General features: G+C 58.0%; 19 protein-coding genes. 12 read left to right on the top strand and 7 right to left on the bottom strand.

Annotation, left to right across the window (positions count from 1 at the left end; all coding sequences use genetic code 11):
• Window positions 1–72: 72 nt before the first annotated feature.
• Window positions 73–1,647 carry an alanine/glycine:cation symporter family protein gene (locus G8770_RS13780; RefSeq protein ID WP_167187763.1) on the bottom strand — a complete coding sequence of 525 codons (1,575 nt, stop codon included), beginning with the start codon at window positions 1,645–1,647 and terminating at the stop codon, window positions 73–75.
• A gap of 856 nt (window positions 1,648–2,503) precedes the next feature.
• Here G8770_RS13780 and safD point away from each other — a divergent pair.
• From safD to G8770_RS13755, 5 genes are all read left to right on the top strand, one after another.
• A complete protein-coding gene (gene safD, locus G8770_RS13775; RefSeq protein WP_167187760.1) occupies window positions 2,504–3,874 on the top strand; it encodes a sulfoacetaldehyde dehydrogenase SafD in 1,371 nt (456 codons plus the stop codon).
• A gap of 287 nt (window positions 3,875–4,161) precedes the next feature.
• Window positions 4,162–5,718, top strand: a complete 1,557-nt coding sequence (gene pdxR, locus G8770_RS13770; protein ID WP_167187757.1) for a MocR-like pyridoxine biosynthesis transcription factor PdxR — start codon at window positions 4,162–4,164, stop codon at window positions 5,716–5,718.
• 283 nt (window positions 5,719–6,001) lie between these two features.
• Entirely contained in the window at window positions 6,002–6,496 is a 495-nt protein-coding gene (locus G8770_RS23910) for a hypothetical protein (RefSeq protein WP_208022254.1), read from the top strand.
• Window positions 6,497–6,554: 58 nt separating this feature from the next.
• A complete protein-coding gene (gshA, locus tag G8770_RS13760; protein ID WP_243760494.1) occupies window positions 6,555–8,138 on the top strand; it encodes a glutamate--cysteine ligase in 1,584 nt (527 codons plus the stop codon).
• Between the two features lie 133 nt (window positions 8,139–8,271).
• The gene (locus G8770_RS13755) at window positions 8,272–8,955 is read left to right on the top strand and encodes an acyl carrier protein phosphodiesterase (protein WP_167187751.1); all 684 of its coding nucleotides are present in this window, start codon (window positions 8,272–8,274) and stop codon (window positions 8,953–8,955) included.
• A 136-nt stretch (window positions 8,956–9,091) separates the two neighbouring features.
• Here G8770_RS13755 and G8770_RS13750 read toward each other — a convergent pair whose 3' ends face one another.
• Window positions 9,092–9,643, bottom strand: coding sequence for a DUF4136 domain-containing protein (locus G8770_RS13750; RefSeq protein WP_167187748.1), 552 nt, complete (start codon window positions 9,641–9,643; stop codon window positions 9,092–9,094).
• 359 nt (window positions 9,644–10,002) lie between these two features.
• Between G8770_RS13750 and G8770_RS13745 the strand changes: the two genes are divergently transcribed.
• A complete protein-coding gene (locus tag G8770_RS13745; protein ID WP_167187745.1) occupies window positions 10,003–11,208 on the top strand; it encodes a class I SAM-dependent rRNA methyltransferase in 1,206 nt (401 codons plus the stop codon).
• 82 nt (window positions 11,209–11,290) lie between these two features.
• Here G8770_RS13745 and G8770_RS13740 read toward each other — a convergent pair whose 3' ends face one another.
• Window positions 11,291–12,583, bottom strand: a complete 1,293-nt coding sequence (locus tag G8770_RS13740) for an imelysin family protein (RefSeq protein WP_167187742.1) — start codon at window positions 12,581–12,583, stop codon at window positions 11,291–11,293.
• 167 nt (window positions 12,584–12,750) lie between these two features.
• Window positions 12,751–13,425, bottom strand: coding sequence for a histidinol-phosphatase (locus G8770_RS13735; protein ID WP_341771150.1), 675 nt, complete (start codon window positions 13,423–13,425; stop codon window positions 12,751–12,753).
• Window positions 13,426–13,790: 365 nt separating this feature from the next.
• On the opposite strand from G8770_RS13735, the gene rppH reads away from it, so the two are divergent.
• Window positions 13,791–14,351 (top strand): RNA pyrophosphohydrolase, encoded by a 561-nt coding sequence (rppH, locus tag G8770_RS13730; protein WP_167187736.1) that lies wholly within the window; start codon window positions 13,791–13,793, stop codon window positions 14,349–14,351.
• Window positions 14,352–14,496: 145 nt separating this feature from the next.
• Window positions 14,497–16,767, top strand: coding sequence for a phosphoenolpyruvate--protein phosphotransferase (gene ptsP, locus G8770_RS13725; protein WP_167187818.1), 2,271 nt, complete (start codon window positions 14,497–14,499; stop codon window positions 16,765–16,767).
• A gap of 231 nt (window positions 16,768–16,998) precedes the next feature.
• On the opposite strand, the gene mepK is transcribed toward ptsP, so the two are convergent.
• The 3 genes from mepK to G8770_RS13710 all read right to left on the bottom strand — a co-directional run bounded on the left by mepK (window position 16,999) and on the right by G8770_RS13710 (window position 20,953).
• Window positions 16,999–17,541: a peptidoglycan L,D-endopeptidase MepK gene (gene mepK / locus G8770_RS13720; RefSeq protein WP_167187733.1), complete on the bottom strand. Its 543-nt coding sequence runs from the start codon at window positions 17,539–17,541 to the stop codon at window positions 16,999–17,001.
• Between the two features lie 393 nt (window positions 17,542–17,934).
• A complete protein-coding gene (locus tag G8770_RS13715; protein WP_167187730.1) occupies window positions 17,935–19,818 on the bottom strand; it encodes a L,D-transpeptidase family protein in 1,884 nt (627 codons plus the stop codon).
• Between the two features lie 136 nt (window positions 19,819–19,954).
• Complete coding sequence (locus tag G8770_RS13710; protein WP_208022253.1) at window positions 19,955–20,953, bottom strand: NRDE family protein; 999 nt, start codon at window positions 20,951–20,953, stop codon at window positions 19,955–19,957.
• A 155-nt stretch (window positions 20,954–21,108) separates the two neighbouring features.
• Here G8770_RS13710 and G8770_RS13705 point away from each other — a divergent pair, with 155 nt between their 5' ends.
• The 4 genes from G8770_RS13705 to G8770_RS13690 all read left to right on the top strand — a co-directional run bounded on the left by G8770_RS13705 (window position 21,109) and on the right by G8770_RS13690 (window position 24,461).
• Window positions 21,109–21,921 (top strand): sulfite exporter TauE/SafE family protein, encoded by an 813-nt coding sequence (locus tag G8770_RS13705; RefSeq protein ID WP_167187727.1) that lies wholly within the window; start codon window positions 21,109–21,111, stop codon window positions 21,919–21,921.
• Window positions 21,922–22,052: 131 nt separating this feature from the next.
• Window positions 22,053–22,910, top strand: a complete 858-nt coding sequence (lgt, locus tag G8770_RS13700) for a prolipoprotein diacylglyceryl transferase (protein ID WP_167187724.1) — start codon at window positions 22,053–22,055, stop codon at window positions 22,908–22,910.
• A 124-nt stretch (window positions 22,911–23,034) separates the two neighbouring features.
• Window positions 23,035–23,886, top strand: a complete 852-nt coding sequence (locus tag G8770_RS13695) for a thymidylate synthase (protein ID WP_167187721.1) — start codon at window positions 23,035–23,037, stop codon at window positions 23,884–23,886.
• A 77-nt stretch (window positions 23,887–23,963) separates the two neighbouring features.
• Window positions 23,964–24,461 (top strand): dihydrofolate reductase, encoded by a 498-nt coding sequence (locus G8770_RS13690; protein ID WP_167187718.1) that lies wholly within the window; start codon window positions 23,964–23,966, stop codon window positions 24,459–24,461.
• Window positions 24,462–24,763: the final 302 nt, after the last annotated feature.

Here is a 24,763-nt window from a genome sequence, read left to right as displayed (position 1 = left end):
TTCGAAGACGTTTAAGCTATTTAAGGCTCTGGGCTGTCTGGCGGTGGTGCTGCAGCCCTGCCTTGCCTGCGGTTAGGCGGTTTTTCCGGCGCCAGTGCCGAGCACCTTCGCGTTGCGAAAGCTGGCGATTTCACCGCTCTTCACCTTGGCCAGATACTGGTTCACTTCCCGTTTCACCTCCGGCGCAAACAGGTACAGGCCGAGAATGTTGGGGATCGCGATCAAAAAGACGATGGCGTCGGAAAAGTTAAGCACCGAGGTCAGGTTGGTCATGCAGCCCAGAACAATGAACAGGCAGAAGATCGTCTTGAAGATGTTCTGGCTGTAGATGGCTTCCCCAAACAGGTAGGTCCAGCCTTTCAGGCCGTAGTAGGACCAGGAAATGGCGGTGGAGAAGGCAAACAACAGGCCTGCAATCGCCAGCAAGTAGGGGGACCAGCTGATGTGATGCTCAAACGCCGCTGAGGTCAGTGCAATGCCTTCCAGGCCGGAATCCATCAAGCCGTAAGGGTAGGCGGTGGTGATGATCACCAGCGAGGTCAGGGTGCAGATCACCACGGTATCAATGAAGGGTTCCAGCAGGGACACAATGCCTTCGGATGAAGGCTGATCGGTCTGCACCGCTGAGTGTGCGATGGAGGCGGAGCCAATGCCGGCTTCATTGGAAAACAGCGCCCGCTGAAAGCCCACAATCATGGCACCGATCATGCCGCCGGTCGCGCCTTCACTGGTAAAGGCGCCCTGAAACATCATGCCAAAGGCGGTTGGGATGTGTTCGGCACTCAGGCCGATGATCACCAGCGCCGACACCACGTACAACACGGCCATAAACGGGACCACCTTGCCGGCAACCCGGGCGATGGAGCGAATGCCGCCGAGGATGACCACGCCGATGATCGCGGCCAGAAACAGGCCAAACAGCCAGCCCTTATCGGCAAAAAAGCTGGATTCATTGCCGGTAATGTTGACGAACTGGGCATAGGCCTGGTTGGACTGGAACATGTTGCCGATACCAAAGCAGCCGATGACCAGGGCCAGGGCGTAAAAACCACCCAGTAACTTGCCCAGTCGGGGCTTGTTGCGCTGGGCGAGAAACGCTTCCAGGTAGTACATGGGGCCACCGGAGACGGAGCCGTCCGGGTTGTGGCGGCGATATTTCACGCCCAGCGTGCACTCCACCAGCTTGGTGGACATGGACAGGAATCCGGCAATGATCAGCCAGAACGCGGCACCGGGCCCGCCGATGGAGATGGCGACGGCAACGCCGCCGATGTTACCGATGCCAACCGTGCCAGACACTGCGGTGGCCACCGCCTGAAAGTGCGAAATTTCTCCGCGGTGGGAGGGGTTGTGATAATCGCCGCGGACCAGCCTGATGGCGTGCGCAAACGCCCGAATGTTAATAAAACCCATGTACAGGGTGAAGAACAGGGCCGCCACCGCCAGCCACAACACGATCAGCGGTATGGCGTGGCCAAACAGATCAGCCTTGTAAAAAATAAAGTTCGACAACCCGGTGCTGAAGGGCTCTATCCAGCGATCGACCTTTTGATCGAAGCTCTCGGTGGCTGTGGCACTGGCGAAACTGGGCGTGGCAAGCGCACACAGTCCTGGCAAAAAACCCGCGTATAATCGATGTATCAACATAGGTTTTGTTAACTCCCCTATTTTCTTAGACTGGGCAGCGGCGGCGTCGGTGAATGGTGCAACGCCATATGAACATCCTGCAAACCCCCATGCCTTACCCTACCCAGAAGAATACCCTGCGAATAAGGCCAGTTGAACAGTATTTTGCGGACCAGAGTTTGTTTTTGGTTGAACTGCACTGCGCCAGTGCCTAATGTTTTTGGTTGCTCCTGGTTGGGGCGTCCCTGGGGGCTGGACTGGCCATACGGGTCCTTCAAATTCACTGCCAGGTGAATGGCGCAGCCTGGAAACCCTCTGGGATGGCCGCTTGTCATCCGCCCGTCATACCAGTTGCAAACTGGACTGATAAAAAAAACAGGGCTGGATCTGTGGGTGTGTCGGCCTCTTGATTACAGTGCAGTCTTCCCGGAGTCACTGCCCCATGTTGTTATCTCTGGAAATGGCCGAGCTGTTTATGCGGGCGGGAGCTGGCTGCCGAATCGTGGGCATGTTGGCTGGCATCATCTTGGCCGGCACTGTTGCCCGCCGCGGTTGGCCGCTTTTGTCATGCGCGAAGACCTCGCCTGAGCGCGCGCGTTGCCCAACACATCAATGCGGTAGCTGGTCGCGCACTGGCGCAACATGCCCGCGTATATTGTTCTTAGGCTTGCATGAATTGATCATGCCGGTTTGCTTGCGATTATGCGTCTGGCGGGAGTCGTTGAGGCAACGTTGGGCATTTTTATGGTGCACGCAATGCAGACGGATTGATTTTTTGTGACTGAAACTGGCGTTGTTTGTGGTGGCTGTGCGTACGCGCTTGCCGCGGGTAAAGGCCTGTTCACAGAGTAATTTTTTTGAAGATCGAGGTAATGTAATGACGACAAACTATCAGGTGATGAATCCGTATAGTCAGGAACTGTTGGGTGAGTATCAATACGATAGCTGGCACAAAGTTGAAGAAAAAGTTCAGCTGTTAAAACAGGGGCGTCGTACCTTGAGGGATATTCCTGCGTTCAGGCGCGCTGAAATCTTGCGTCGCCTGGCGGAGTTGATGGAAGAGCGTGCCGAACAGCTGGCGGAGTTGATCACTCGTGAAACCGGTAAAACCATTTCCGACAGCCGGGTAGAAATGACCCGCGCGATTAATGCTGCCATTGCCAGCGCGGAAGAGGCGCGGCAGATCAGTGGCGAATCCCTCGATTCTGACGCCTATGCTCCGGCCCGCGGCAAAATCGGGGTGGTTTGCTGGCGACCCTTGGGGACAATTCTGTGCATCACACCGTTCAATTTTCCAATCAATATTGCGTTGCATAAAATCGGACCTGCCTTTGCTGCGGGCAACAGTATTCTGTTTAAACCGGGCCCGCAGAATACCGCGTCGTCTCAGTTGCTGGTGGATTTGTGTCACGAGGCCGGCATCCCCAGGGAGGTGCTGCAGCTTTCGGTGCCTGAGTTAAAAGACATGGCAGCGTTGGTTACCCACGCCGACATCAGCGCAGTGAACTTCACCGGGGGTACGGCGGCGGCGAATGCCATTGCCGACGCGGCCGGATACAAAAAATTGTTGTTGGAACTGGGCGGCAACGACCCCCTCATCGTGATGCCCGATGGCAATTTGCCGGCGGCGGTCGCGGCGTCGATCAATCAGCGCTTTGCGACGGCGGGCCAGCGCTGTACGGCGGCCAAGCGTTTGTTCGTGCACACCGAGGTTTATGATGAGTTCCGTGAGCTGTTGGTCAAGGAGAGCGCCGCCTTAAAAGTGGGTGATCCCATGGAAGACGATACCTTTGTCGGACCGGTGATTCATCAGGCGGCCGCCAATGAAATCCGCCAGCGTATTGAAGACGCGATTGAAAAAGGCGCAACCGTGGCACTCGGCAATCAATACGAAGGGGCGCTGGTGTATCCGACGATTCTGGAAAACGTGGCGGTGGATTGCGACCTGATGGTGGAAGAGACCTTTGGCCCGGTGATGCCGTTGTGCCGCTTTGACAATGTCGAGGACATTGTGCCGCTGATTAACAACACCGCCTATGGTCTCCAGGCGGGTGTCTTTACCCAGAACCTCGGGGTGATGCGTTACCTGTTTGAAGAGTTGGACGTAGGCACTCTGGCGACCAACGATGGCCCCGGATTTCGGACCGAACACTTTCCCTTTGGCGGCGTCAAGGAGAGCGGTGTGGGTCGCGAGGGTATCAAGTACGCCATTCGCGAAATGAGTTACGTCAAGACGCTGGTGATCTAAGCTCGCAGCAACACGTGAACCGCGGGAGTCCCGCCCGCTGCGCGGGCCTCTCTCTGGATCGCCGCCACCGGGCTTGAGGTGCTGTGACTGAGTTTCGATTAAGCTGTTAACAGGGCGCAAAGATGGTGGGAAAAATGGCACAGGTTGGCTATCCTGCCGGCTGTGCCATTTTGGTCTCTGCCGATTGCAGAAAGCTGGCACATTACAGGCGGTCTTCTAGGTTTTAGGGACTTCAACGGCTACAGGATGTTCTTCAGGTTACAGAGACAGCGGGGCGGAGTAACACGGTGCTCGAACAACTGATTCATCTGGATAAATCCAGCGATGACAATTTAAAACAACAGATTCGCAAAGCCCTGGCGGTGGCGATTCTCGATGGCCATCTGCCCCTGGACAAGCCGATTCCTTCCAGCCGCAAGTTATCTCAAGCTCTGTCGGTGTCCCGTCAAACAGTGATGTTTGCCTACGAGGACCTGGTGGATGATGGCTATATTATTGCCCGCGAGCGGCGTGGCTATTTTGTGAACCCCTCCATTCTGGATGGCCGCGCCAAGCTCGAAGACACGGCGGGTCAAGCTGGCCACTCGTCAGCCGCTGCTGACGCGGCTGAGACTTCTCCGGGACCGGACTGGACTGAGCGTTTTGCCAGCCAGCCTTCGCTGCAGCGCAACATCGACAAGCCTTCCGATTGGCAGCGCTATGAATACCCCTTTCTCTCCGGTCAGATTGACCCGAAAACGTTCCCGCTGGCGGAATGGCGTGAGTGTTCCAAGCAGGCGCTCAGCGTGTTGGCGGTGCGTGACTGGACCGGGGACTGTATGGATACCGATGATCCGCTCCTGATTGAGCAGATTCGCACCCGGGTCTTGCCGCGCCGCGGTATCTGGGCCAAGCCGGAAGAAATTCTGGTGACGGTGGGAACGCAGCACTCGCTGTATTTGATTTCCTCCCTGCTGTCCAAGTCCGGCAAGCGCATGGGGATGGAAAATCCCGGCTACCCGGATGCACGCAACATCTTTGCCTCGCAATTTGAGGAACTGGTGCCGCTGCCCATAGACAATTATGGCCTGGTGTTGTCAGAGCCCTTGCGCGCTTGTGACTATGTTTACACCACGCCCAGCCATCAGTGGCCCACCTCCGTGACCATGCCGATCGAGCGCCGCAAGAAACTTCTGCAGTTGGCGGAGGACGATGACCTGGTGGTGATTGAAGACGATTACGAAATCGAAACCAATTATATTGATGACCCGCTGCCGGCCTTGAAGAGTCTCGACAACTGCGGGCGCGTTATTTACATGAGCAGTTTGTCGAAGGTGTTGGCTCCAGGGCTGCGCATTGGCTTCATGGTCGCGCCGGAGCCGCTGATTGCGGAAGCGAGGGTCTTGCGCCGGCTGATGATGCGTCATCCACCGATGAACAATCAGCGCATGACGGCACTGTTTTTATCCCGGGGTCACTATGATGCCCTGTTAAAGCGCTTGTGGCGTAAATATAAGCGCAACTGGGGGCTGATTACGCGAGCGATTGAGCGCTACATCCCCTCCAATTTGCAGCGTCCGGTGTTTGGCGGCACCAGCTGTTGGGTGCGAGGCCCGAAGGGATTGGACTGTCGGAAGTTGCGCCAGGTAGCGGCTGAGCGGGGTCTTTTGCTGGAGCTTGGGGACATTGCCTTTGGTGAAGAGGTGTATGGGGATCCCCAGGTTTCGGGGGTGAAAGCCCTGACCGGGGATGATTCGCCCCAACAGTATTTCCGTCTGGGCTTCACGGTTATCCCGGAAGAAAAAATTGAGCCGGGCATCCGCCTGATTGCTGAAATCATTGAAGAGTTGACGCAGCCCAGCTAGCCAAGGTGCTTTGGCAGCGGCCAGCCTTGCGCTGCAGCGGGCTCGAACCTCCCGGGCTGGTACCATCAAGCCTGGGAAGTGCGCTAACCTCCCGGCAGCCCGTCACCTGACCTCACCCGGCTGGCAGCGAGGAGCGGGGTGTCTGGAACCCGATTGCCTTTCCGAGTAAACTTGACCCCCTGTCTCTCGCGATACTGGCCGAGCTTGGCCGTGGCCGATGACCTTCGGCCCAAACCGTCGTCGTATCTGTTTTGACAACAAGACCGGGGTTCAAGAGTTTTTCATGAAAAGTGTGTTCCTATTGCAAAATCAGCACAAACGCCTGTTGAACAAGCAGGGTGAGTGGGTCGATGGGCGTGAAGCCAATACCCTCTATCGCTCGGTACATCGCGACGAAGCGCTCAATCAAATGATAGAAGTGAACAGTCGTGACTATACTTTGCGTATTAAGGTCCTCGAGTGTGAATTGAACGATCGTGGCGTTCCCCTCTTGAAGGATGAAGATATGCCCCCATTAGGGGAAGCAAGTACCACTCTGGACGCGGTGGCAGATGATTCTGCCGATGTGTTGGCAGTAGAAGACTCTGAGCCAGCAAGCGCGGAAGTACAGGTTGACGTTGCCGGGGATGAGGCAGCGCAAACGACGCCAGATGCCACTGCGGTGGAGCTTGAAGCAGCTGTGGATGCTGGTGACGACGCTGAATTGGAAACAGCGGACAACCACGAACCAGGTGCAGGGTCAGAGGCCGACGAGAAATTGTCAGCGTCTTTGTTTTAAGTTTGGATTGGACCCACCCCGTCGCATAATTTCTTGTGCGACCCATGAGGGAAATGGTTTGTCACTATTGAATCAACGTCTGGCGGTGTTTGCAGAACCCGCTAATGAAAAGCTCACGCGTATCTTTAAGGGGTTGGAAAAAGAGAGTTTGCGGGTGACCCCAGAGGGCACTTTGGCACAAACCCCTCACCCCCGCACCCTCGGGTCTGCCATGACCCATCCTTCGATCACGACGGATTTCAGTGAAGCTTTGCTGGAGTTCATTACCCCGCCGACGGAAAGCAGCCAGCAAATGCTGGACGATCTCGACCGGGTGCAGCGCTTTACCTATCAGCAGCTGGAAAATGAACACCTGTGGGTGGCCAGCATGCCCTGTATGCTCAACGACGATGCGCAGATTCCGGTGGGACGCTACGGCAGCTCCAACCCCGGCAAGATGAAGACCATCTACCGTTTGGGGTTGGGTGAGCGCTATGGCCGCTCGATGCAAACCATTGCCGGTATTCATTACAATTTCTCGTTAGGCGATGACTTCTGGTCTTTTTGGCACGCGCGGGAAAACAACAATGAGTCGTTGCAAGCCTATAAGAATCGCCGCTATTTCGACCTGATTCGCAATTTTCGGCGCAATTTCTGGTTATTGCTGTACTTGTTTGGGGCTTCACCGGCGGTCTGTCGAAGCTTTGTCAAACACCGCGAGCACGATCTGCAGCCGGTCGAGGGCGATGCGCACAGCATGCACAAGCCTTTTGCAACTTCCCTGCGGATGGGCAACCTGGGTTACCAAAGCGGCGCCCAGGATTCGCTGGTGGTGTGCTACAACAATCTCGACAGTTACCTGAGCACACTGTGCGGTGCTATCACGCAGCCTCACCCCGATTATGTGGCCAATGGGCTAAAAGACGAACACGGCAATTACAAGCAGCTCAACACCAGCCTGCTGCAAATCGAGAATGAGTTTTACAGCACCATCCGGCCGAAGCGTACGGCGCGTTCCGGGGAAACCGCCCTGGGTGCTCTGAACGATCGCGGTATCGAGTACATTGAGGTGCGCTGTATTGATCTCAACCCCTATGAACCGCTGGGCATTAACCTCCAGCAGGTTGAATTTCTGGACGTATTTCTGCTGCATTGTCTGTTGAGTGACAGCCCCGAGACCGACAACGTGCAATACCGTAACGCCCAGGAAAACCAGCGTCGCATGGTGAACCTGGGGCGCGACCCAAAGACTCGCCTGTTGAGTGCCTCCGGTGAATTGTCCATCCTGCAGTGGGGGAACGCGCTGCTCGATGATATGGCCCGGGTGGCGGACATTCTCGACCGCAGTTACGACAGCCGGCGTTATTCCGAGGCGGTCGAGGCCCAGCGCATCAAATTAACCCATCCGGAGCTGACACCGTCGGCCCGGATCCTGGCGGACATGAACGCCCATGGCGAAACGTTTTTCCGCTTTGCCATGAACCAGTCTTTGAAACACAGCCAGGCGTACATCGAGCGTCCGCTGTCGGATGATGAGCTGCTGGCCATGCAGCGAGAGGCCGAGGCGTCCCTGCAACGTGTGGCGGAATTGGACGCTGAGCCGCAGGTCGATTTTGAAGACTACCTGCGAGCCTATTATGCGCAATACACCTGCTGCCAATAGTCTCCGGTGTTGCGCACCCGCGGATGAGCTGGGGGATTCGCTCTCGCTCATGAAGTGTTAGTGATGAACCATCGGTTATGAACTTCCCGCTATGAACTCGCCACCATGACCTCGCCACCATGACCTCGCCACCATGAACTACCTCGCTCACATACTGCTGTCGGGACCGGATCCCGACTGGCAGCTGGGCGGGTTTCTCGGCGATTTCATCAAAGGTCCCTTGCCGTTAACCCCGTTAGTCCCTGAGGCCGCTTCCAGGTCGTCATCACCCGATCAACGGGCTCAGCCTGAGCTGCTGGATCGCCAGGGGGATCCCTGGGCGTTGGGGGTGCTGGAGGGTGTGCGCCTGCACCGTCGGCTGGACGCCCACGTCGATCGCCGGGAAGACTATGGGCAGTGTCTGGCGCTGTTGGGGTCGGACTACCGCCGGGTTGGGGGCATCGCACTGGATGTGCTGTTTGATCATCTGCTGGTGCGGCATTGGGCGCGCTTTTCGGATGAGCCGCTGCAGGCCTTCAGTCAGCGCTTCTACCGCTTGTGCGAGCAGCGCAGTCAGCGGTTGCCGCCTTCTGCAGCCCGCTTTATGGCGCGAGCGTCGCAACACGACCTGTTTCAAGGGTATGGCGATCGGGACTTGTTCTTGCCGGTGTTGCAGCGCATTGATGAGCGGATTCGCTTTGAAACCAATTTGGTGGCAGCGGGCGATGCGGCCCTGCAACATTACGCCGCCCTGGAGCACCACTTTTTGCAGTTGATGCCGCACCTGCTGGACACATCAGAGCAGCTCAGGGCACAAGCCGGCCATCGAGACTCCTGAACCGGCCGTTCCGGGGGACAGCCGTTGCAGAGGTCGACAGTGTTTTAAGTCGACACTGGCTTCAGTCGGCAATGGCTTAAGTCAGCCGAGCCTTAAGCCAGCAGGACCCCGATTTTTTTGGCTGTCGGCGTGTGCGCTATTTGGCCTTGGGAAGGTCACGGCCAATGCGTTTGGCCGAGCTGGAGGCATGGCCTTCAAACGTGCCCTTGCTGTCTTCGTAGCTCACCGTGCGAGCGGCCCCGGCTTGCCAGACAATGGCGTTGTCGAGCGTGCGGGTGATGGTCAGAATGACCAGCCCGCGTTCGATCAGTTCGCTCCTGCCTTCGGGGCGATTCCAGCCCTCATAGACGGGCTCACCGTTTTCTCCGATTCGCCAGCCACCATGTTCCTCGGAGATTGAGGTCGGGGTGATGCTGGAGGGCACCACACTGATGCGGTAGTCCACCAGAAAGTCCGGATTCTCGGTGACGGAGCGGTAACCTTTATTGTGCAGCTGGGCGGTAAAACTCTTTTCAAAAGCCCGGTCAAAAACGGCTTCGTTGGAATTGCCTGTGTCGGTGTTGGGGTTTTCCCACATGAAGGTTTTCATGGCCGACAGCTCGTCGACAGAGGTCTTCATTTCCTTGTAATAGGTGTGTGTACAGGCCGACAGCAGGGTGGCGAGCAGCAGGGGCAGGAGCAGACGCATAACGGATATCCTATCGTGAGTGAAGCCAGGGTCGTCAGTGAAAGTAGAATCGTGTGTAGCCAGAATCCGGGCCGGCGCATCCGACCAACGCATTTGGCTAAGGTGTTCGGCCACCGTATTTGCAAACAGTGCAGTCTTAAAACAGTGCAGTCTTAAAATATTGCAGTCGTCTTAAAACATTGCAGCTGTCTTAAAACATTGCAGCCGTAATGAGCTTAGCAGGAAAGGGGCGACATTTCCGAAGCGGCCATGTGACTTTTCACCTATAATGCGCGCGCGCTGATGAGGACCCCCTGACGGCGATTGAATTGATTGCTAATCTGTCCCAGAAGCCCAGCTTACCCGACCCGGAGAACACTATGACCACTGACCAGACGACCCTTGCCAAGCTGGTGCTTAAATCCCAGTCCGATCGCCGCTTAAAGCGCGGACACCTGTGGATATTCTCCAATGAGGTGGATGTTGAGAAAACGCCGCTGAAAAACTTTACCGCGGGTGAGCAGGTGCTGGTGTGTAATCATCAGGGCAAGGAGATTGCCATTGCCACCCTGAATCCGGGCAGCCTCATTTGCGGGCGGGTGGTGAATCGCGATGTCTCCCACCCGTTGAATAAATCCTTACTGGTCCACCGCATCAAGCAGGCGCTGGCGTTGCGACAAGCCTGCTTTAGCGAGCCCTACTATCGCCTGGTTTACGGTGACAGCGACCTGCTGCCGGGACTGGTGGTGGATCGCTTTGGTGACTATTTGGTGGTGCAAATGGCGACGGCGGGTATGGAAGCCCAGAAGGACGCTATCGTGGAAGCGTTGCAGAAATGCCTCAAGCCGGAGGCGATCCTGCTGCGCAACGATCACTCTGCGCGCAGCCTTGAAGGTCTGGACAGTTACGTCGAGGCCATTGGTGATGTGCCCGAGGCGGTGGAGCTGGTTGAAAATGGTGTGCGCTTCATGGCGCCAATCGCCGACGGTCAAAAAACCGGTTGGTTCTACGATCATCGGGAAAACCGCGCCATGCTGCAGCGCCTGTCCCCCGGCAAACGAGTGCTGGATGTGTTCTCCTACGTGGGCGGTTGGGGCGTCCAGGCTGCGGCTGCCGGCGCCAGTGAGGTGGTGTGTGTGGACGCCTCCGAGCAGGCTCTGGCGTGGGTGGGAGAGAACGCCCATCTCAACGGAGTGGATGAGCGCATGACCGGGTTGCACGGCAAAGCCATACAGGTCCTCAAGGGCCTGATTGAGCAGGGGGAGCAATTTGATATTGTGGTGCTTGACCCGCCGGCGTTTATCAAGCGCAAGAAAGATCAGAAGTCCGGTGAGGCGGCCTATCGCCACATTAATGAGCTGGCCATTCGGCTGTTGGCCCGCGACGGTATTCTGGTGTCCGCCTCCTGCTCCATGCACCTGGACAAGACGGCACTGGTGGAAATTGTGCGGGGGGCGGCCCGTCATCTCGACCGCCATGCGCAGATCATTTACCAGGGTGGCCAGGGGGCCGATCATCCGGTCCACCCGGCCATTCCGGAAACGGATTACCTGAAAGCGGTGTTTGCGCGGGTGTACTTACCGTAAAACGCGGGTGCACTTACCTAAAAGAAGACGGTTTCCGGCTGGCGGGCTCTGGTGAAGCCCTGGTGCCCGCGGCGCTTGATGTTCAGCCGCCGCTCTGTGAGCCGCTTGTCGCGGCCGGGAACCAGTCGATCAGCGCTCGGGCCCGCTCATGCAATTGCAGGCTCTCTTCCGGTGTCATTTCTCCCCAGCGCGGCTCCAGCGTCATGAGCACGCTGCGACAGTTCTGCAGGGCTGTTTTCAGGCTTTCAACGTCCCTGTCCGGCTGCATCCAGTAGGCCAGGGGTTGGGCTCCGGCGTCGTGATCCAGCAGTAATTTCTCCAGGCCGTTGAGGGTCGCGATCAGGGATTGGGCCTCTGCCCCGGAGAAGGTGTTGTGCGGGAACGGTGGGCCAGCCTCTTGCTGGGCGACCGCCTGCTCGCTGGCGGTACGTTCTTCCGCGGTCGGTGCTGCCAGAGGCGTAGCTTCCAGAGGCGCATCGGCAGGTGACTGTTCGTCCGCCAGGAGCTGTGGGTTCAGTTCCTGATTGAGCAGTGTCACGATGCTGTTACCCCACAGCTTGACCTGTTGTCTGGGAGGCAGTGCGCTGTAGAGGGTGTTGATGGCGCTGGCCGGGTGTGACAGCTTATAGCCCAGACTTTCCATCTCCTCGACCAGTGCGCTGGCTTGCAGTCGCAGCAGGGTGGCCCGGCGAACCGCTGGTCTGTCGGCGTCGGTGAGGCCGTTCTGCCGTTGCTCCTCGGTCAGTGGTTGGGCGCGGTAGTCACTGATCGGGCGCTGTTGCTGTTCCCCCCACAGCAGGTAGGCCATGGCATGCAGGCCAAGGCTGATGTCCGCCTCGCTGGTGAGACCGTGCTGTTGCTGCAGCGCTTCGGCGCTGAGGGGCAGGGAGATGTCGTTGACGATGCCGCTGAAGGAGTATTCGGCCACATAATCCAGATAGCCGGGCTCAATGGGCCAGGCGTCGAGTTGCCAGCGGGCTTGCTCCAGCTGCCGGAACGACTCGGGGGCAGTTCGGCCAAACGTCAGCAAGGGCATGACCTTTTGCAGTTGTTGGTGTGTGCTAAACCACTGAGTCTGAGCGGCCTTGAGGTGTTCCCCGGTTGGAGCCTCAATCAGATGATCGACGGCCTGCTGTAACTTCAGGGACTCCTCACGGGCTTTCCGGTGCAGTCCTCTGGCCAGCTCCCAGGTGTGTTCGGTGCTGATGGCCATGCCGGGGGGCGCCTCCGCCAGGGAGCCCGCTGGGTTGGTGGGCGTCGGGTTCTCGGGTGTCCCGGACGGGTCACAACCACTGAGCAGTACACTCAGCAAGCAGGTGGTGAGCAGGGGTCCACTCAGCTGTCGAAGAGTAAGGCGCGGACGTGATCTGGCCATGCGGGAAATATCCTTGAGCGGTAATGGTCTTTATGGTTCTGGGGGTTGGTGTGCGTGTTGAGCGCAAGCGCTTGTCGCTTGGCCGTGCTGCCACCGAACAGGTGCGGTCTGGCGCGGCGACACGCGGTCGCTGTCGCCTGCTTTCGTGGGGGCTCCCAAGGCGTTTCTCAGCAATCCCTCAGGCTGATCACTGGCCAGCCCTGCTGTTCGGCGTGGCGTCTCAGGTTGTCGTCCGGGTCCACTGCCACAGGGTTGTCTACAACCTGCATCAGGGGCAGGTCGTTGATGGAGTCGCTGTAGAAATAACAGTCGCTGAGGTCGCCCTCAAAGCCGGCGCTTTTGGCGCTCGCCAACCATTGGTGCAGGCGCGTAATTTTGCCTTCCTGGAAGCAGGGGGTACCGGTCATTTTACCGCTGTAGCGGTTGTTGATGATTTCGGCGTCCGTGGCGAGAATGTCATCAACCCCCAGAGAGGCGGCGATGGGCTTGGTGATAAAGCCGTTGGTGGAGGTGATGATCAGCAGATAATCACCCTCCGCGCGGTGCTTGGCCAGCAGGGCTTCCGCCTGCGGCAGGCGCATGGGGTCGATCACCTCACGCATGAATTTTTGGTGCAGCTGCGCGAGTTCTTCCAGGCTGTAATGGGTCAGCGGCTCCAGAGAGAAATTGAGGTAGGCCTGCAAATCCATTTCGCCGCGCTCGTAGTCGGCGTAAAACTGATCGTTGCTGCGCTTGTACTCCACGGGGTCGACCATGCCTTCGGAGACCATAAATTCCCCCCAGCCATGATCGCTGTCGCCGGCGATTAAGGTGTTGTCCAGATCGAAAATAGCCAGTCTCACGAAGGGTCCTCTTTGTTTGTGCCTGCGGTTGGTCATGGCTGGCTGCTCGCCAGCGGTTTATTCGCGCTAAAAATAAGCAATTCTTGCCGTTGCGTCATTGCCTGAGCGTGTCCAGTTCTCGGTATGCGGGAACGGACTGTCGACCGGAGCAGAGAATATTGGCGCATAAGGATACAGCAGCTCCTCAGTAAGTGTTACTAATGGTGATGTTTTTGTGACTCAAAGGGTCTGATTTTGCGATAACGACAGTTGTTTTGGTAAAACTCGTCTCGTAAGTCATTGGCCGCATTGATGAAACTTGTTTGTTTGTGGAACAATAGCCGTTCAATAAGCAGAATTGCCAATGCGCGCCAGGGAGAGTTGTAGTGATAGACGCTGACGGTTTCAGACCCAATGTAGGCATTATCCTGGCCAATCAAAAAGGTCAGGTGCTGTGGGCTCGCCGGGTCGGTGGTCAGGACGCCTGGCAATTTCCTCAGGGCGGTATTCAACAAGGCGAAGATGCCGAGCAGGCTCTCTTTCGTGAGCTCTATGAAGAAGTGGGGCTCAAAAAAAAGGATGTGAAAATCGTCGCCCGCACCCGCGGCTGGTTGCGCTATCGGTTGCCCCAGCGTTTGCTGCGTCACGGCTCCAATCCGCTGTGCATCGGGCAAAAGCAAAAATGGTTTCTGTTACAGCTGCAGTCCGACGATTCGGCCATCAGTCTGGTGAATGGCGGCCCCGCTGAATTTGACCACTGGCGCTGGGTCTCCTACTGGTACCCGCTCGATCAGGTGGTGTCTTTTAAACGCGATGTTTATCGCCGGGCCATGAAAGAGCTGGCGATGGCGCACGCCGCGCTGGAGGCTCGCCACGGCCACGGCCAGGGCCAGGGCCAGGGCCAGGTTGAGGAGGCGCGTGGTTACGACCGCGTGGCTGATCGTTGATGGGGAACTGTCGGGTCATTGACCGCAGGGCAATAACGGGTCGCCGGTTGATAAACTGCTGCCGTGCGGCAAAGTGGGGTAGGATGGGGCATGCCTTGATGAGTAACCTAACGCCAATGAACGGACTCCTGATTTTATGAAGACCATGCTGAATTCGTTGCGCAGTATTGTTCAGGAGGTAAATGCCGCCCGCGATCTGGCGTCTGCCCTGAACATTATTGTGCAGCGGGTTAAGGCAGTGATGGCCACGGAGGTGTGCTCAGCGTATTTGCGGGACGGCAAAGGGCAGTATGTGTTGATGGCCACCGACGGTCTCAACGCAAATGCCGTGGGCCACGTCAGCCTGGCACTGGGCGAAGGACTGGTGGGCTATGTGGCCCAGCGGGAGGAGCCCATCAATCTGGAGCTGGCAACGGCGCACCCCAAATACCAGTATTTCGAAGCCACCGGAGAAGAGCGTTACAGCTCGTTTCTGGGGGTGCCGATCATCCATCAGCGGCAGGTGCTGGGGGTGTTGGTGCTGCAACAGGTTGAGCGCCGCCGGTTTGATGAAGGCGAAGAGGCGTTCATGGTCACCATGTCGGCACAGCTGGCGGGGGTAATCGCGCACGCGGAAGCGACCGGTGTCCTCAAAGCCATGGGGCAGAATGCCCAGGAAGCGCGTTTTAAGGGCGTAGCGGGCTCGCCGGGGGTGGCCATCGGCAAGGTGGTGGTGATGTCGCCGGCGGCGGATTTGCGCGGCGTCCCCTTTCACCCCTGTGAGGATGTGGACAAAGAACTGGTGTTTTTTCACCAGTGTCTGGAGTTGGCTCGCCAGGACATCAAAAGTCTCGGCAAGCAGCTGGAAAAACGTCTCAATGCGCAGGAGCGGGCTCTGTTTGATGCCTACCTGTCGATGCTGGATGATGCCTCTCTGGGCGGCGAAGTGACCGAGCGCATTCGCGCCGGGGTTAGTGCCGCTTATGCCTGGAGTGAAGTCATCCTGGAGCACGAGCGCAATTTCAGCAGTATGACCGATACCTACCTGCGCGAGCGGGCGGCGGATGTCCGCGATCTCGGTCGGCGTGTGCTGGCCTATTTGCAGGAATCCAACCAGCAATGCCGGGTGTTTCCCGAACACGCTGTACTGGTGGGGGAAGAGCTGACCGCCTCGATGCTCGGGGAAGTGCCGAAAGACCGGTTGGCGGGCCTGGTGTCGGTGCAGGGGTCCAGCAACTCCCACGTAGCCATTCTTGCCCGCGCCATGGGAGTGCCGACGGTGATGGGGGCTGTGGATCTGCCCTTCACCCAGATTTCCGACCGCGACATCATTGTCGACGGTTACCGCGGCATGCTGTACACCGACCCCAGTGCCACGCTGCGCAAACATTATGAAGCTATCTGTGCCGAAGAGCAGGAGCTGGTGCGCGGTCTGGAAGCGCTGCGGGATTTGCCCTGCGAGACTCTGGATCGCCACCGGGTGCCGCTGTGGGTCAACACCGGCCTGATGGCGGACGTGGTGCGCTCGCTGGAGCGGGGCGCTGAAGGCGTCGGGTTGTATCGAACGGAAATCCCGTTTTTGCTGCGTGACCGCTTTCCCAGTGAGGAGGAGCAGCGGTTGATCTATCGCGAGCAGCTGGAAGCCTTTGCCCCCCACACAGTGACCATGCGGACCCTGGATGTGGGTGGCGATAAATCCCTGAGTTATTTTCCCATCGAAGAAGAAAACCCGTTTTTGGGCTGGCGCGGCATTCGGGTGACGCTGGATCATCCGGAGATTTTTTTGGCGCAGGTGCGAGCGATGCTGAAGGCCAGTGAAGGGCTTCACAATATGCGCATCATGCTGCCCATGGTCTCCAGTGTGTCGGAGCTGGAAGCGGCCAAGACACTGATCTACAGAGCTTTTCACGAGCTGCTCGAAGAAGGTTTCCATCTGGAGTTGCCGCCCATCGGGGTCATGATCGAGGTGCCGGCGGCGGTCTACCAGGCGCGGGAGCTGGCCGCCCGCTCCGACTTTCTGTCTGTGGGCAGTAACGACCTGACGCAATACCTGCTGGCGGTGGATCGCAACAATCCCCGGGTGGCCGACCTGTATCAGCCATTTCACCCGGCGGTGTTGCGAGCGTTACACCAGGTGGTCCGCGATGGTCACAGCCAGGGGGTCAGTGTGGGTATCTGTGGCGAGCTGGCCGGTGATCCGGCCGCGGCAGTGCTGCTGATGGCCATGGGGTACGACGTCTTGTCGATGAACGCCACCAACCTGCCCAAGGTCAAAAAAGTGATTCGCAGTATTTCGCTGGAACAGGCCGAACAGCTGCTGGATGAGGTGATGGCTCAGGAGGATGAGGCGTCCATTAACCGCTGTCTGGAGCGCAGTTTGGGGAGCGGTTTAACTCGTCTGGTGGGCATTTCCCTGGAGTCTGAAGCCAGCTCTTGACGCGGCTGCCGGTATCCCTGCAGCCCAGACTGACGCTGTTCTGGCGGTTGACCTTGTCGGTCGCGGCCCTTGCCTCCGCTTTTTCATCCCGCAGCTGCTCACGTCTCCCGCAGCTGCTTTCTTCTTCCTGCCCGCTCCCCCCGCAGTTCCTGCTCTCTTCTCTCTTTTCTACTTCTCTCTTCTCTTATTACAACTGCAGGGAGCTGGTGGCGCACTGCGTGCGCCGGTGCCTCAACCCCAATGGCGCACCCGGCCGGTATCGAGGTGGAGGAAGTTGTCACTGGGGTAATAACCCACGCCGCCCGCTTTCATGGCGAGGGCGGCTTGGCGAACCTGGCTGAGTTGGTGCTTGGGCAGGCGTAAATCAATGGCACGGCCCTGCATGTGCAGGCTCTTTTTGGCCACACCGTTGCTCTTGCTGTGCAGCTTGGCGTTGGTTTCCGGTGAGCGATAGCCCGAGATGATGTGAATTTCCCCCCGATGCTGCAACGTGCTTTGCAGGGCGTGGACCTGATCCAGCAAGAGGGGGTCAATGACGGTCACCTGCCCGCTGCGGTGGTCGCGCAGGCAATGATTAATGTCCTCCAGGGCGTCGAGTTGGTATTCACCTTCGGCCCAGTAGGTGCAGTCGATGGCTTCGTTGGTGTGCAGGTTGCGCAATCGCAAATTCTTGGTGCCTTTCGGCTGGGCGGCGGCAAGGGTGAAGGGGCTGTTCAATGCCAATCCGGCAAAGCCTGCCATGCCTAAAAAAAGTCGTCTTGAGTACATCGTCATTCTATTTCTGGTTAGTAAAGCGGATGTCGACCCACCAAGTGGGTTAAGTTGCGTCAATTATGCCTACAGGTGATCAGATTGTACATATTTCGAACGGTCATTTGGGGCTGCTCGGGATATAACTGCTTTGCCATAGCGGTTTGGGTGTGACACAGGTCACTGTGCGCCGTGCGGTATTGCTCTCAATAAGCGCGTTTTTTTGCCGGTCGGATACTAATTTATGCGCCCTTTCTGGAGGATACTTGCTCCTGAAAGCGGGTTCGGGGTTTTGAGAACAGGCGTCAAGATTGGCGCTGTAATCGTTGTCTGGCGGTGCATATTTACTTAACTTAACACTTTGCGGGGGCGAGGTTGCTGCCGGGGGAGGCAAGCGAGGGTGAGGGCCGGTGATCCTCAGAGCGCGGTTGGAAAATCAGGGCGCGGCTGGGCGGCGGAGCGAGCGACATTGTCGGTCAGGTTCAGCAGCCGGTCTTTTTTGTAGATGTCATCGCGAAACTGGACCCGGTGGTTTGTATCCGCCCAGGCGGTGGTGTAAAAAAAATAGACCGGCAGCCGCTTTGGCAGTGTGACGTAAACAGTTTTGCCACTGCGCAAGGTTCGTTGAATGCGCTTGTTGTCCCACGGGGTGTCGCTCAGCAGGCGTTTAGCCAGTTCCAGCGGTTGCGCAACCCGCACACAGCCCGAGCTCAGGCTGCGCATGTTTTTCTGAAAAAGTCGGGGGGCATTGGTGTCGTGCAGGTAGATGGCGTCAGTGTTGGGAATGACAAATTTCACCCGCCCCAGGGCGTTTTGGGTGCCTGGTTGCTGCAGCAAGCGGTAGCGAAAATTGCGCTCATTGAGGTTGTCCCAGTCAATGCTGTCGGCGGGAATCGGGGTGGTGCTGGTCCAGTCTTTATAGACGTAGATGCCCTGCTGGTTCAGGTAGTTGGGGTTTTGGCGGGTTTTCGGAATGATGTCTTTCACCGCGATGAGGCGCGGCACGCTCCAGGAAGGGTTGAGCACGACCGTACTGATGGTTTTTTGCAGTTCGGGCGAGGGGCGCTCCCGGGTGCCGATGATCACCCGCATGTCCATCTCGGTCTGTCCATCTGTCACCAGTTGCAAGCGGTAGTCCGTCAGGTTAACCCACAGGTAGCGACTGCCCAGCTGCCAGGGAATTTCCCGCCAGCGTTTCATGTTGAGGGCGATCTGGCGGATGCGGTATTCGGGCGGCGTATTCAGCAGGCGCCGGGTCACCGGCCCTGCCCGGCCGTCCGCGGTGTGTCCGTGGCGGGCCTGAAAACGCTTCAGGCTCGCCTCCAGCGCATCATCAAACTCCTGGCCGTTATCCTCTGCATCGACACTGAGTGGCGGGCTCGGTGAGGCAGGGGTTGTGGCATCCCCGAAGAATTGCAGCCGTTGCCGCAGAAGACCAATCTCCTCCCCGCGCATGCCTTTTTCCAGTACCGGACCCTCGGGCATTGGTTGCCATGCGCCGCTTTGGGCGAGCTGCTGGTAGTGATCCAGGGCTTGGCGCAGGCGGCCATATTCCGGGTGAGCAGGCACCATACCTTCCAGAATGTACAGCAATCCCTGGGGGCTGTGGTCCTGTTCGAACAGCTTGAGGATGTTGGCCTGGACCAGCGCGTCACTCCCCAGAATATCCTGAGTGACAAACGCGACTTTGCGGGTGGCGGGCAGGCGCTGTTCCATGTGCGACGGCAGCAGCCTGCCCGTGAACAGGTCTTCCGCATAGGCGACGAAGGCGTCCGTCATCAAAACATCAAGGGCGGCGGTGTGTTTGGCGTTGGGGGCGATCAGTCGTAAGCGCTGCTGCAGAGTGTCCAGATGATAGGGGTAGTCATAAATAAGGTCGGCGCTGGTTTCCGCCAGTTGCTGTAATAATTCTTTGCCGGCGGCGGAGATACGCCCGTTCTCTTGCCAGAGCAGCCGATAACCGGTTCGGGCGTAAATTTTGCGGAGTGTTTGCTGGTGATTGAGGGGCAGGTCAAACAGGGCCTCATCATCGGGATTGGCAAACCAGCGCCGGAGGTGATCACGAGCCTTGTCGGAGGGGGCCGGTGAGGGGGAGGCGAGGTTCAGTGGCAGGGCAATGGCCACTCGGGTTAAGGACGGCTGGGCGTCCGTGGATAGGCTGGCGCTGTAACCGGACATCAGCAGGACACTGCTGGCCACCACCAGCGTTTCCAGTGCGCGCAACAACCGGACGCGAAGTGTGGTGCGCCTGGGGGGCGGGCCTTGGGGGCGATGGGTAGCTGAACCTGCAGGGGGATACATCGACAACTCAGAATACCGATTGTGAATCGTACCCCAAGTATGGTTCACGCCTCTGTTTTTGAGGGCCGAAGGGAAAGAATTCCCCCTCTATAGTTAAAATAAATCTAAGTCTCCGCCTCCTAGTAGCAAACAGTTGTTAATTGGGCTGCCCGGTTCTGTGCCTGGCCGGGGAGATTACAAATTCTCTGGTTTGTTGTTGGAGTGGTGGCGGTGAACCCGATTGGGTTAGTTCGTCGTTCCGGTTGTTATTCGCCGGGTTCAGGTTTTCGTCTTCCTGGCGGAAGCGGGTGCCCGCCAGGCTGAAGCTTCTCTCCACAAAGTGAATGTGTCCACTGCGGTGGAACAACACCAGTGTGGAGGCACGGGTGCCATAATCCGGCATGGGGTGACGGTGCGGATCGCCTGCCGGGCAGGCGATAAAACGCGATGACAGGATTGCCTCCTTGTCCGGGGAAATGCCGGTGTCCGGAAGCTGTTCGGTGGGCGCCTGGGTGTCATCCGCGAGCAGGGCAAGAAGATCGACTTTGCGTTCATCCAGCCGGCTCCAGTCGCGGGCCAGAAGGTCGGCGAGCAGGGCCTTGCCGGAATCGACTTTTGGCCAGCGGCTGTTCAGTCCGCCATTGCTTAAGCCGTGAACACCGCCTGGCAGTTCTGTGGTGGCTGCAGGAGGGCCTGCGGTGACTGAGTGGTTGCGGTTTGAACTGTAAAACAGTCGCTCTGGGGTGCCAGCCAACAGGTTAAAGCCATTGTAATGGGCGTGTTTGGCCGCGATTTTTCGGAGCTGGCCAAGGGTGTCCGGGTGGGTCAGACAGTTGGCCACCAGTTCGCCGCGCGAGCCCGGTCGAACCTGCGTGTCGAGCCCGTTGCGCACATTGGTGACGGCGGCAAATTGCCCTTGCTGATTGACGCCCAGCCAGGTGCCTCCGGCTTGCAGGTCGCGCCCGGCCAGCAAGTCGGCCTGGTCCGGCCAATAGTCGGCCGCCAGAGTGGGGCGCTGAAAGTATTCATCGCGGTTGGCGGCCACGATCAGCGGGTAGTCGGGGTGGGCTCGCAGGGCAAAGAGAATCAGGCACATGGATGACGGTCGGGTGTTGTGGCTATTGTTGAGGCTATTAAAGCTGTCGGACAGACCCATAGCATGCCACAAGATGGCGCTTTCTGCTCATTCGTCGGTCGGCGGATGTCGCCGCTGATGTCGGATCGAGAGCGTTAATTATTATCGGGGCTTAAGCCCTCTGGCTGGTCATTGTGGCGACAAGTCCGGATAATGCCCGCTGATCTGGGGGATTTATGCTGACGATATTGATTGTGTTTGCCGTGGTGGGGGTTGCCGCGGGCTTGATTGCGGGGTTGTTTGGGCTGGGCGGTGGCGTGGTGATGGTGCCAGCCATGATTTACACCTTTGGCGCGCTGGCGTTTCCCGAGGCGATCACCGTCCACCTGGCGGTGGGCACGTCGCTGGCGTGTATTGTGGTTACGGCGTCGGTGGCCGGCTGGACCCACTGGCAGAGGGGCGCCATTGACTGGTCGCTGCTGAAGCCGTTGGTGCCGGGGGTCGTCCTTGGCGCCTGGCTGGGGGCGATGGTGGCGTCCCAACTGGCTGGCGAGCAGCTGAAGCTGGCGTTTGCCGTCTTTCTGATGTTAGTGGCGCTGACGATGTTGCGACGCCTGCCCAGCGAAGGCAGCGCCCTGCCGGGTCCTGTGAAACTGGGCGTGGTGGCCGCCGCGATTGGTGGCTTTTCCTCCCTGTTTGGGGTCGGCGGTGGTTCGATGACGGTGCCGTATTTGCGCTTTTGTGGGGTCGCCATGGCGCGTGCGGTAGCGACTTCTGCGGCCCTCGGTTTACCCATTGCGCTGTCCGGAGCGGTGTCATACGTGGTTCAGGGGTGGGGTGAGGAGACTCTGCCAGAGGGGGCGTTGGGTTTTGTCTATCTGCCCGCCTTCCTGGGGTTGGTGTTGTGCAGTGCGCCGGCTTCAAGAGTGGGGGCCAAACTGGCTCACCGACTGCCAGCCGCTAAATTGCAAAAGGCGTTTGCCATCGTTCTGCTGCTGATTGCCGCACAGCTGCTGGTCAGTGGTATGATGTCCACCGCTCAGGCCTGAGTGCAGAGCCTGAGCGGTTTTTTATTTACCACCACGTTGTCGCAGCGGCATGCTCTTCAAACGACATGCCTGAATGACTGGTTTATCGATTCGCTAGATCGATGGTTTACAACAACACGCAAGCAGGAATTATGCTGACCTATCCCGTTATTGACTCCGTGGCCCTGTCTCTGGGGCCATTTGATATCTTTGGTAAAACCGTGGGGCCACTGGAGGTGCACTGGTACGGCATCATGTACCTGCTGGGGTTTGCCGGTGCCTGGTTTCTGGCCATGCGTCGAGCCGCCCGTCCGGGTGCGGCCTGCCAGCCGACGCAGGTGGAAGACCTGATCGTCTATGGGGCGATGGGGGTGGTGCTCGGTGGTCGCTGCGGTTACGTGCTGTTTTACCACTTTGACCGTTTTTTGATGGACCCGGCCTGGCTGTTCCGGGTGTGGGAGGGCGGCATGTCCTTCCACGGTGGCCTGTTGGGGGTGCTGGTGGCGATGGCGCTCTATGCGCGTAAAATTCAGGTTCGCTTTTTTGACCTTACCGATTTTATTGCGCCGCTGGTTCCGCTCGGCCTGGGCTTGGGCCGATTGGGGAACTTTATTGGCCAGGAGCTGTGGGGCCGAGCCAGCGATGTACCCTGGGCCATGGTGTTTCCCAAAGACCCGTTGCAGTTGGCTCGCCACCCGTCGCAGTTGTATCAGGCGGCGCTTGAGGGGCTGGTGTTGTTCGTGGTGCTGGTCTGGTTCTCCTCCAGGCCGAGACCGCGTATGGCCGTCAGTGGGCTGTTTTTGTTCCTGTACGGATGCTTCCGGTTTACGGTGGAGTTTTTCCGGGAACCTGACAGCTTTATTGGCTTTGACGCCTTTGGCTGGGTGACGCGAGGTCAGTTACTCAGTTTGCCGATGATTGTGCTGGGGGCGGTGCTGCTGTTTCTGGCCTATCGAGGCCGATCGACCTCGCAGAGTCCCGCCAATGGCCGTAAGGCCAGTGCAAAGTGAGCTTGATAAGCCGGTGAGCTGCTGGCTGCGGATCATCGTACAGCGGCTCGTCGCGCACTAAAGTTGTGTGGCCACAAACGTGTAGAGTGAAGAGCGAGCACCGAATGACAGAAGAGAGGAATTCATGAAACAGTATCTGGATTTGTGTCGGCGCATTATTCAGGACGGCCACTGGGTCGAAAATGAACGCACCGGCAAACGCTGCCTGACGGTGATTAATGCGGACATGACTCACGATGTCGGCAGCAACCAGTTCCCGTTGATTACCACTCGCAAAAGCTATTGGAAAGCCGCCATCGCCGAGCTGCTGGGCTATCTGCGTGGCTATGACAATGCCGCGGATTTTCGTCGGATCGGCTGCAAAACCTGGGACGCCAATGCCAATGAAAATGCCGCCTGGCTGAACAACCCGCACCGCCGCGGTGACGACGACATGGGGCGCGTGTACGGCGTGCAGGGTCGCCGCTGGCAAAAGCCGGACGGGGGGCACGTAGATCAATTGCGCAAGCTGGTGGACGACCTGTCCCGCGGAATTGACGATCGCGGTGAAATCCTGTCGTTCTACAACCCGGGTGAGTTTCACATGGGGTGCCTGCGTCCGTGTATGCACACCCACAATTTCTCCCTGTTGGGGGATACACTGCACCTGACCTCTTACCAGCGCTCCTGTGATGTTCCATTGGGCTTGAATTTCAACCAGATTCAGGTGTTTACCCTGCTGAAACTGGTGGCTCAGATTACCGGGCACAAGCCGGGCATGGCCTATCACAAGATCGTTAACGCCCACATCTACGAAGATCAGTTGGAGCTGATGCGCGATGTGCAGCTCAAGCGCGAGCCCTTTGCGCCGCCGCAACTGACCATCAATCCGGCGATTAAAACCCTGGAAGATCTGGAGACCTGGGTGACCCTGGAGGACTTTGAGGTGAGCGGCTACGAGTTCCACGAGCCGATTGCCTACCCGTTCTCGGTGTAGCGCGTTGTTCTGTCGCTGAATGGGCCGCTGACGACTCGGGCTTAGTGTGTAATGGTTCAAATTTTCAGGAAAAAATTATGTCTCAACCTCGTCTGGCTTTGATTGTGGCTCAGGCCTCCAACCGGGTGATCGGCCGCAACAACAAAATGCCCTGGCACCTGCCGGAAGATCTGCAGTACTTCAAGCGGGTCACTCTGGGCAAGCCCATTATCATGGGTCGCAAAACCTTTGAGTCCATTGGCCGGCCTTTGCCGGGACGGACCAATATCGTCATTACGCGGCAGCCTGACTGGCACGCCGAGGGGGCGGTGGTAGTGAGCAGTCTGGAGGCGGCGATTGCTCGTGGCCAGCAGGAATCGACGGATGAGGTGATGGTGATTGGCGGGGCTCAGATCTACGCTGCCAGCCTGCCGCTGGTGGATCGCGTGTACCTGACGCAGGTGCACCGGGACTACGAGGGCGATGCCCGTTTTCCCGAGCTGGGTGACGGCTGGAGAGAGGTGGCACGGGAAGATGGTCATTCAGAGCGGGGCGATGTGGCCTTTTCGTTTCTGACGTTTGAACGGTGTTACTAATAGTTAACTTTGTCGAACTGATAAAAGAATGTGATCGAGAGTGAGTGTTCACTCTCCTGTTTTCGGCGGTTAGCGCTTACTTTCGATAAGGGTTGTTACCCATCATCCCGTGAATAAAAGTCGGGTTGTTACCTTTCGTGATACCAATGTACACACAGATAGGTAGTTACGGATTAACCATTGAATGTTTAAGTCTGCTGTTATTAAATGGCCAGCTTCAAATTATTGCTTCATAGCAGTAAATAATGAAAAAGAGCGGCCTAACCGGTCGCAAATGAGTTGATTGTACGCACCCACACTGG

Origin of the sequence: Pseudomaricurvus hydrocarbonicus, from assembly GCF_011602365.1 — a bacterium.
GTDB classification, from domain to species: domain Bacteria; phylum Pseudomonadota; class Gammaproteobacteria; order Pseudomonadales; family Cellvibrionaceae; genus Pseudomaricurvus; species Pseudomaricurvus hydrocarbonicus.
The sequence above is the reverse complement of the archived record's forward strand: the minus strand, read 5'-3'. Positions and strand labels throughout refer to the sequence as shown.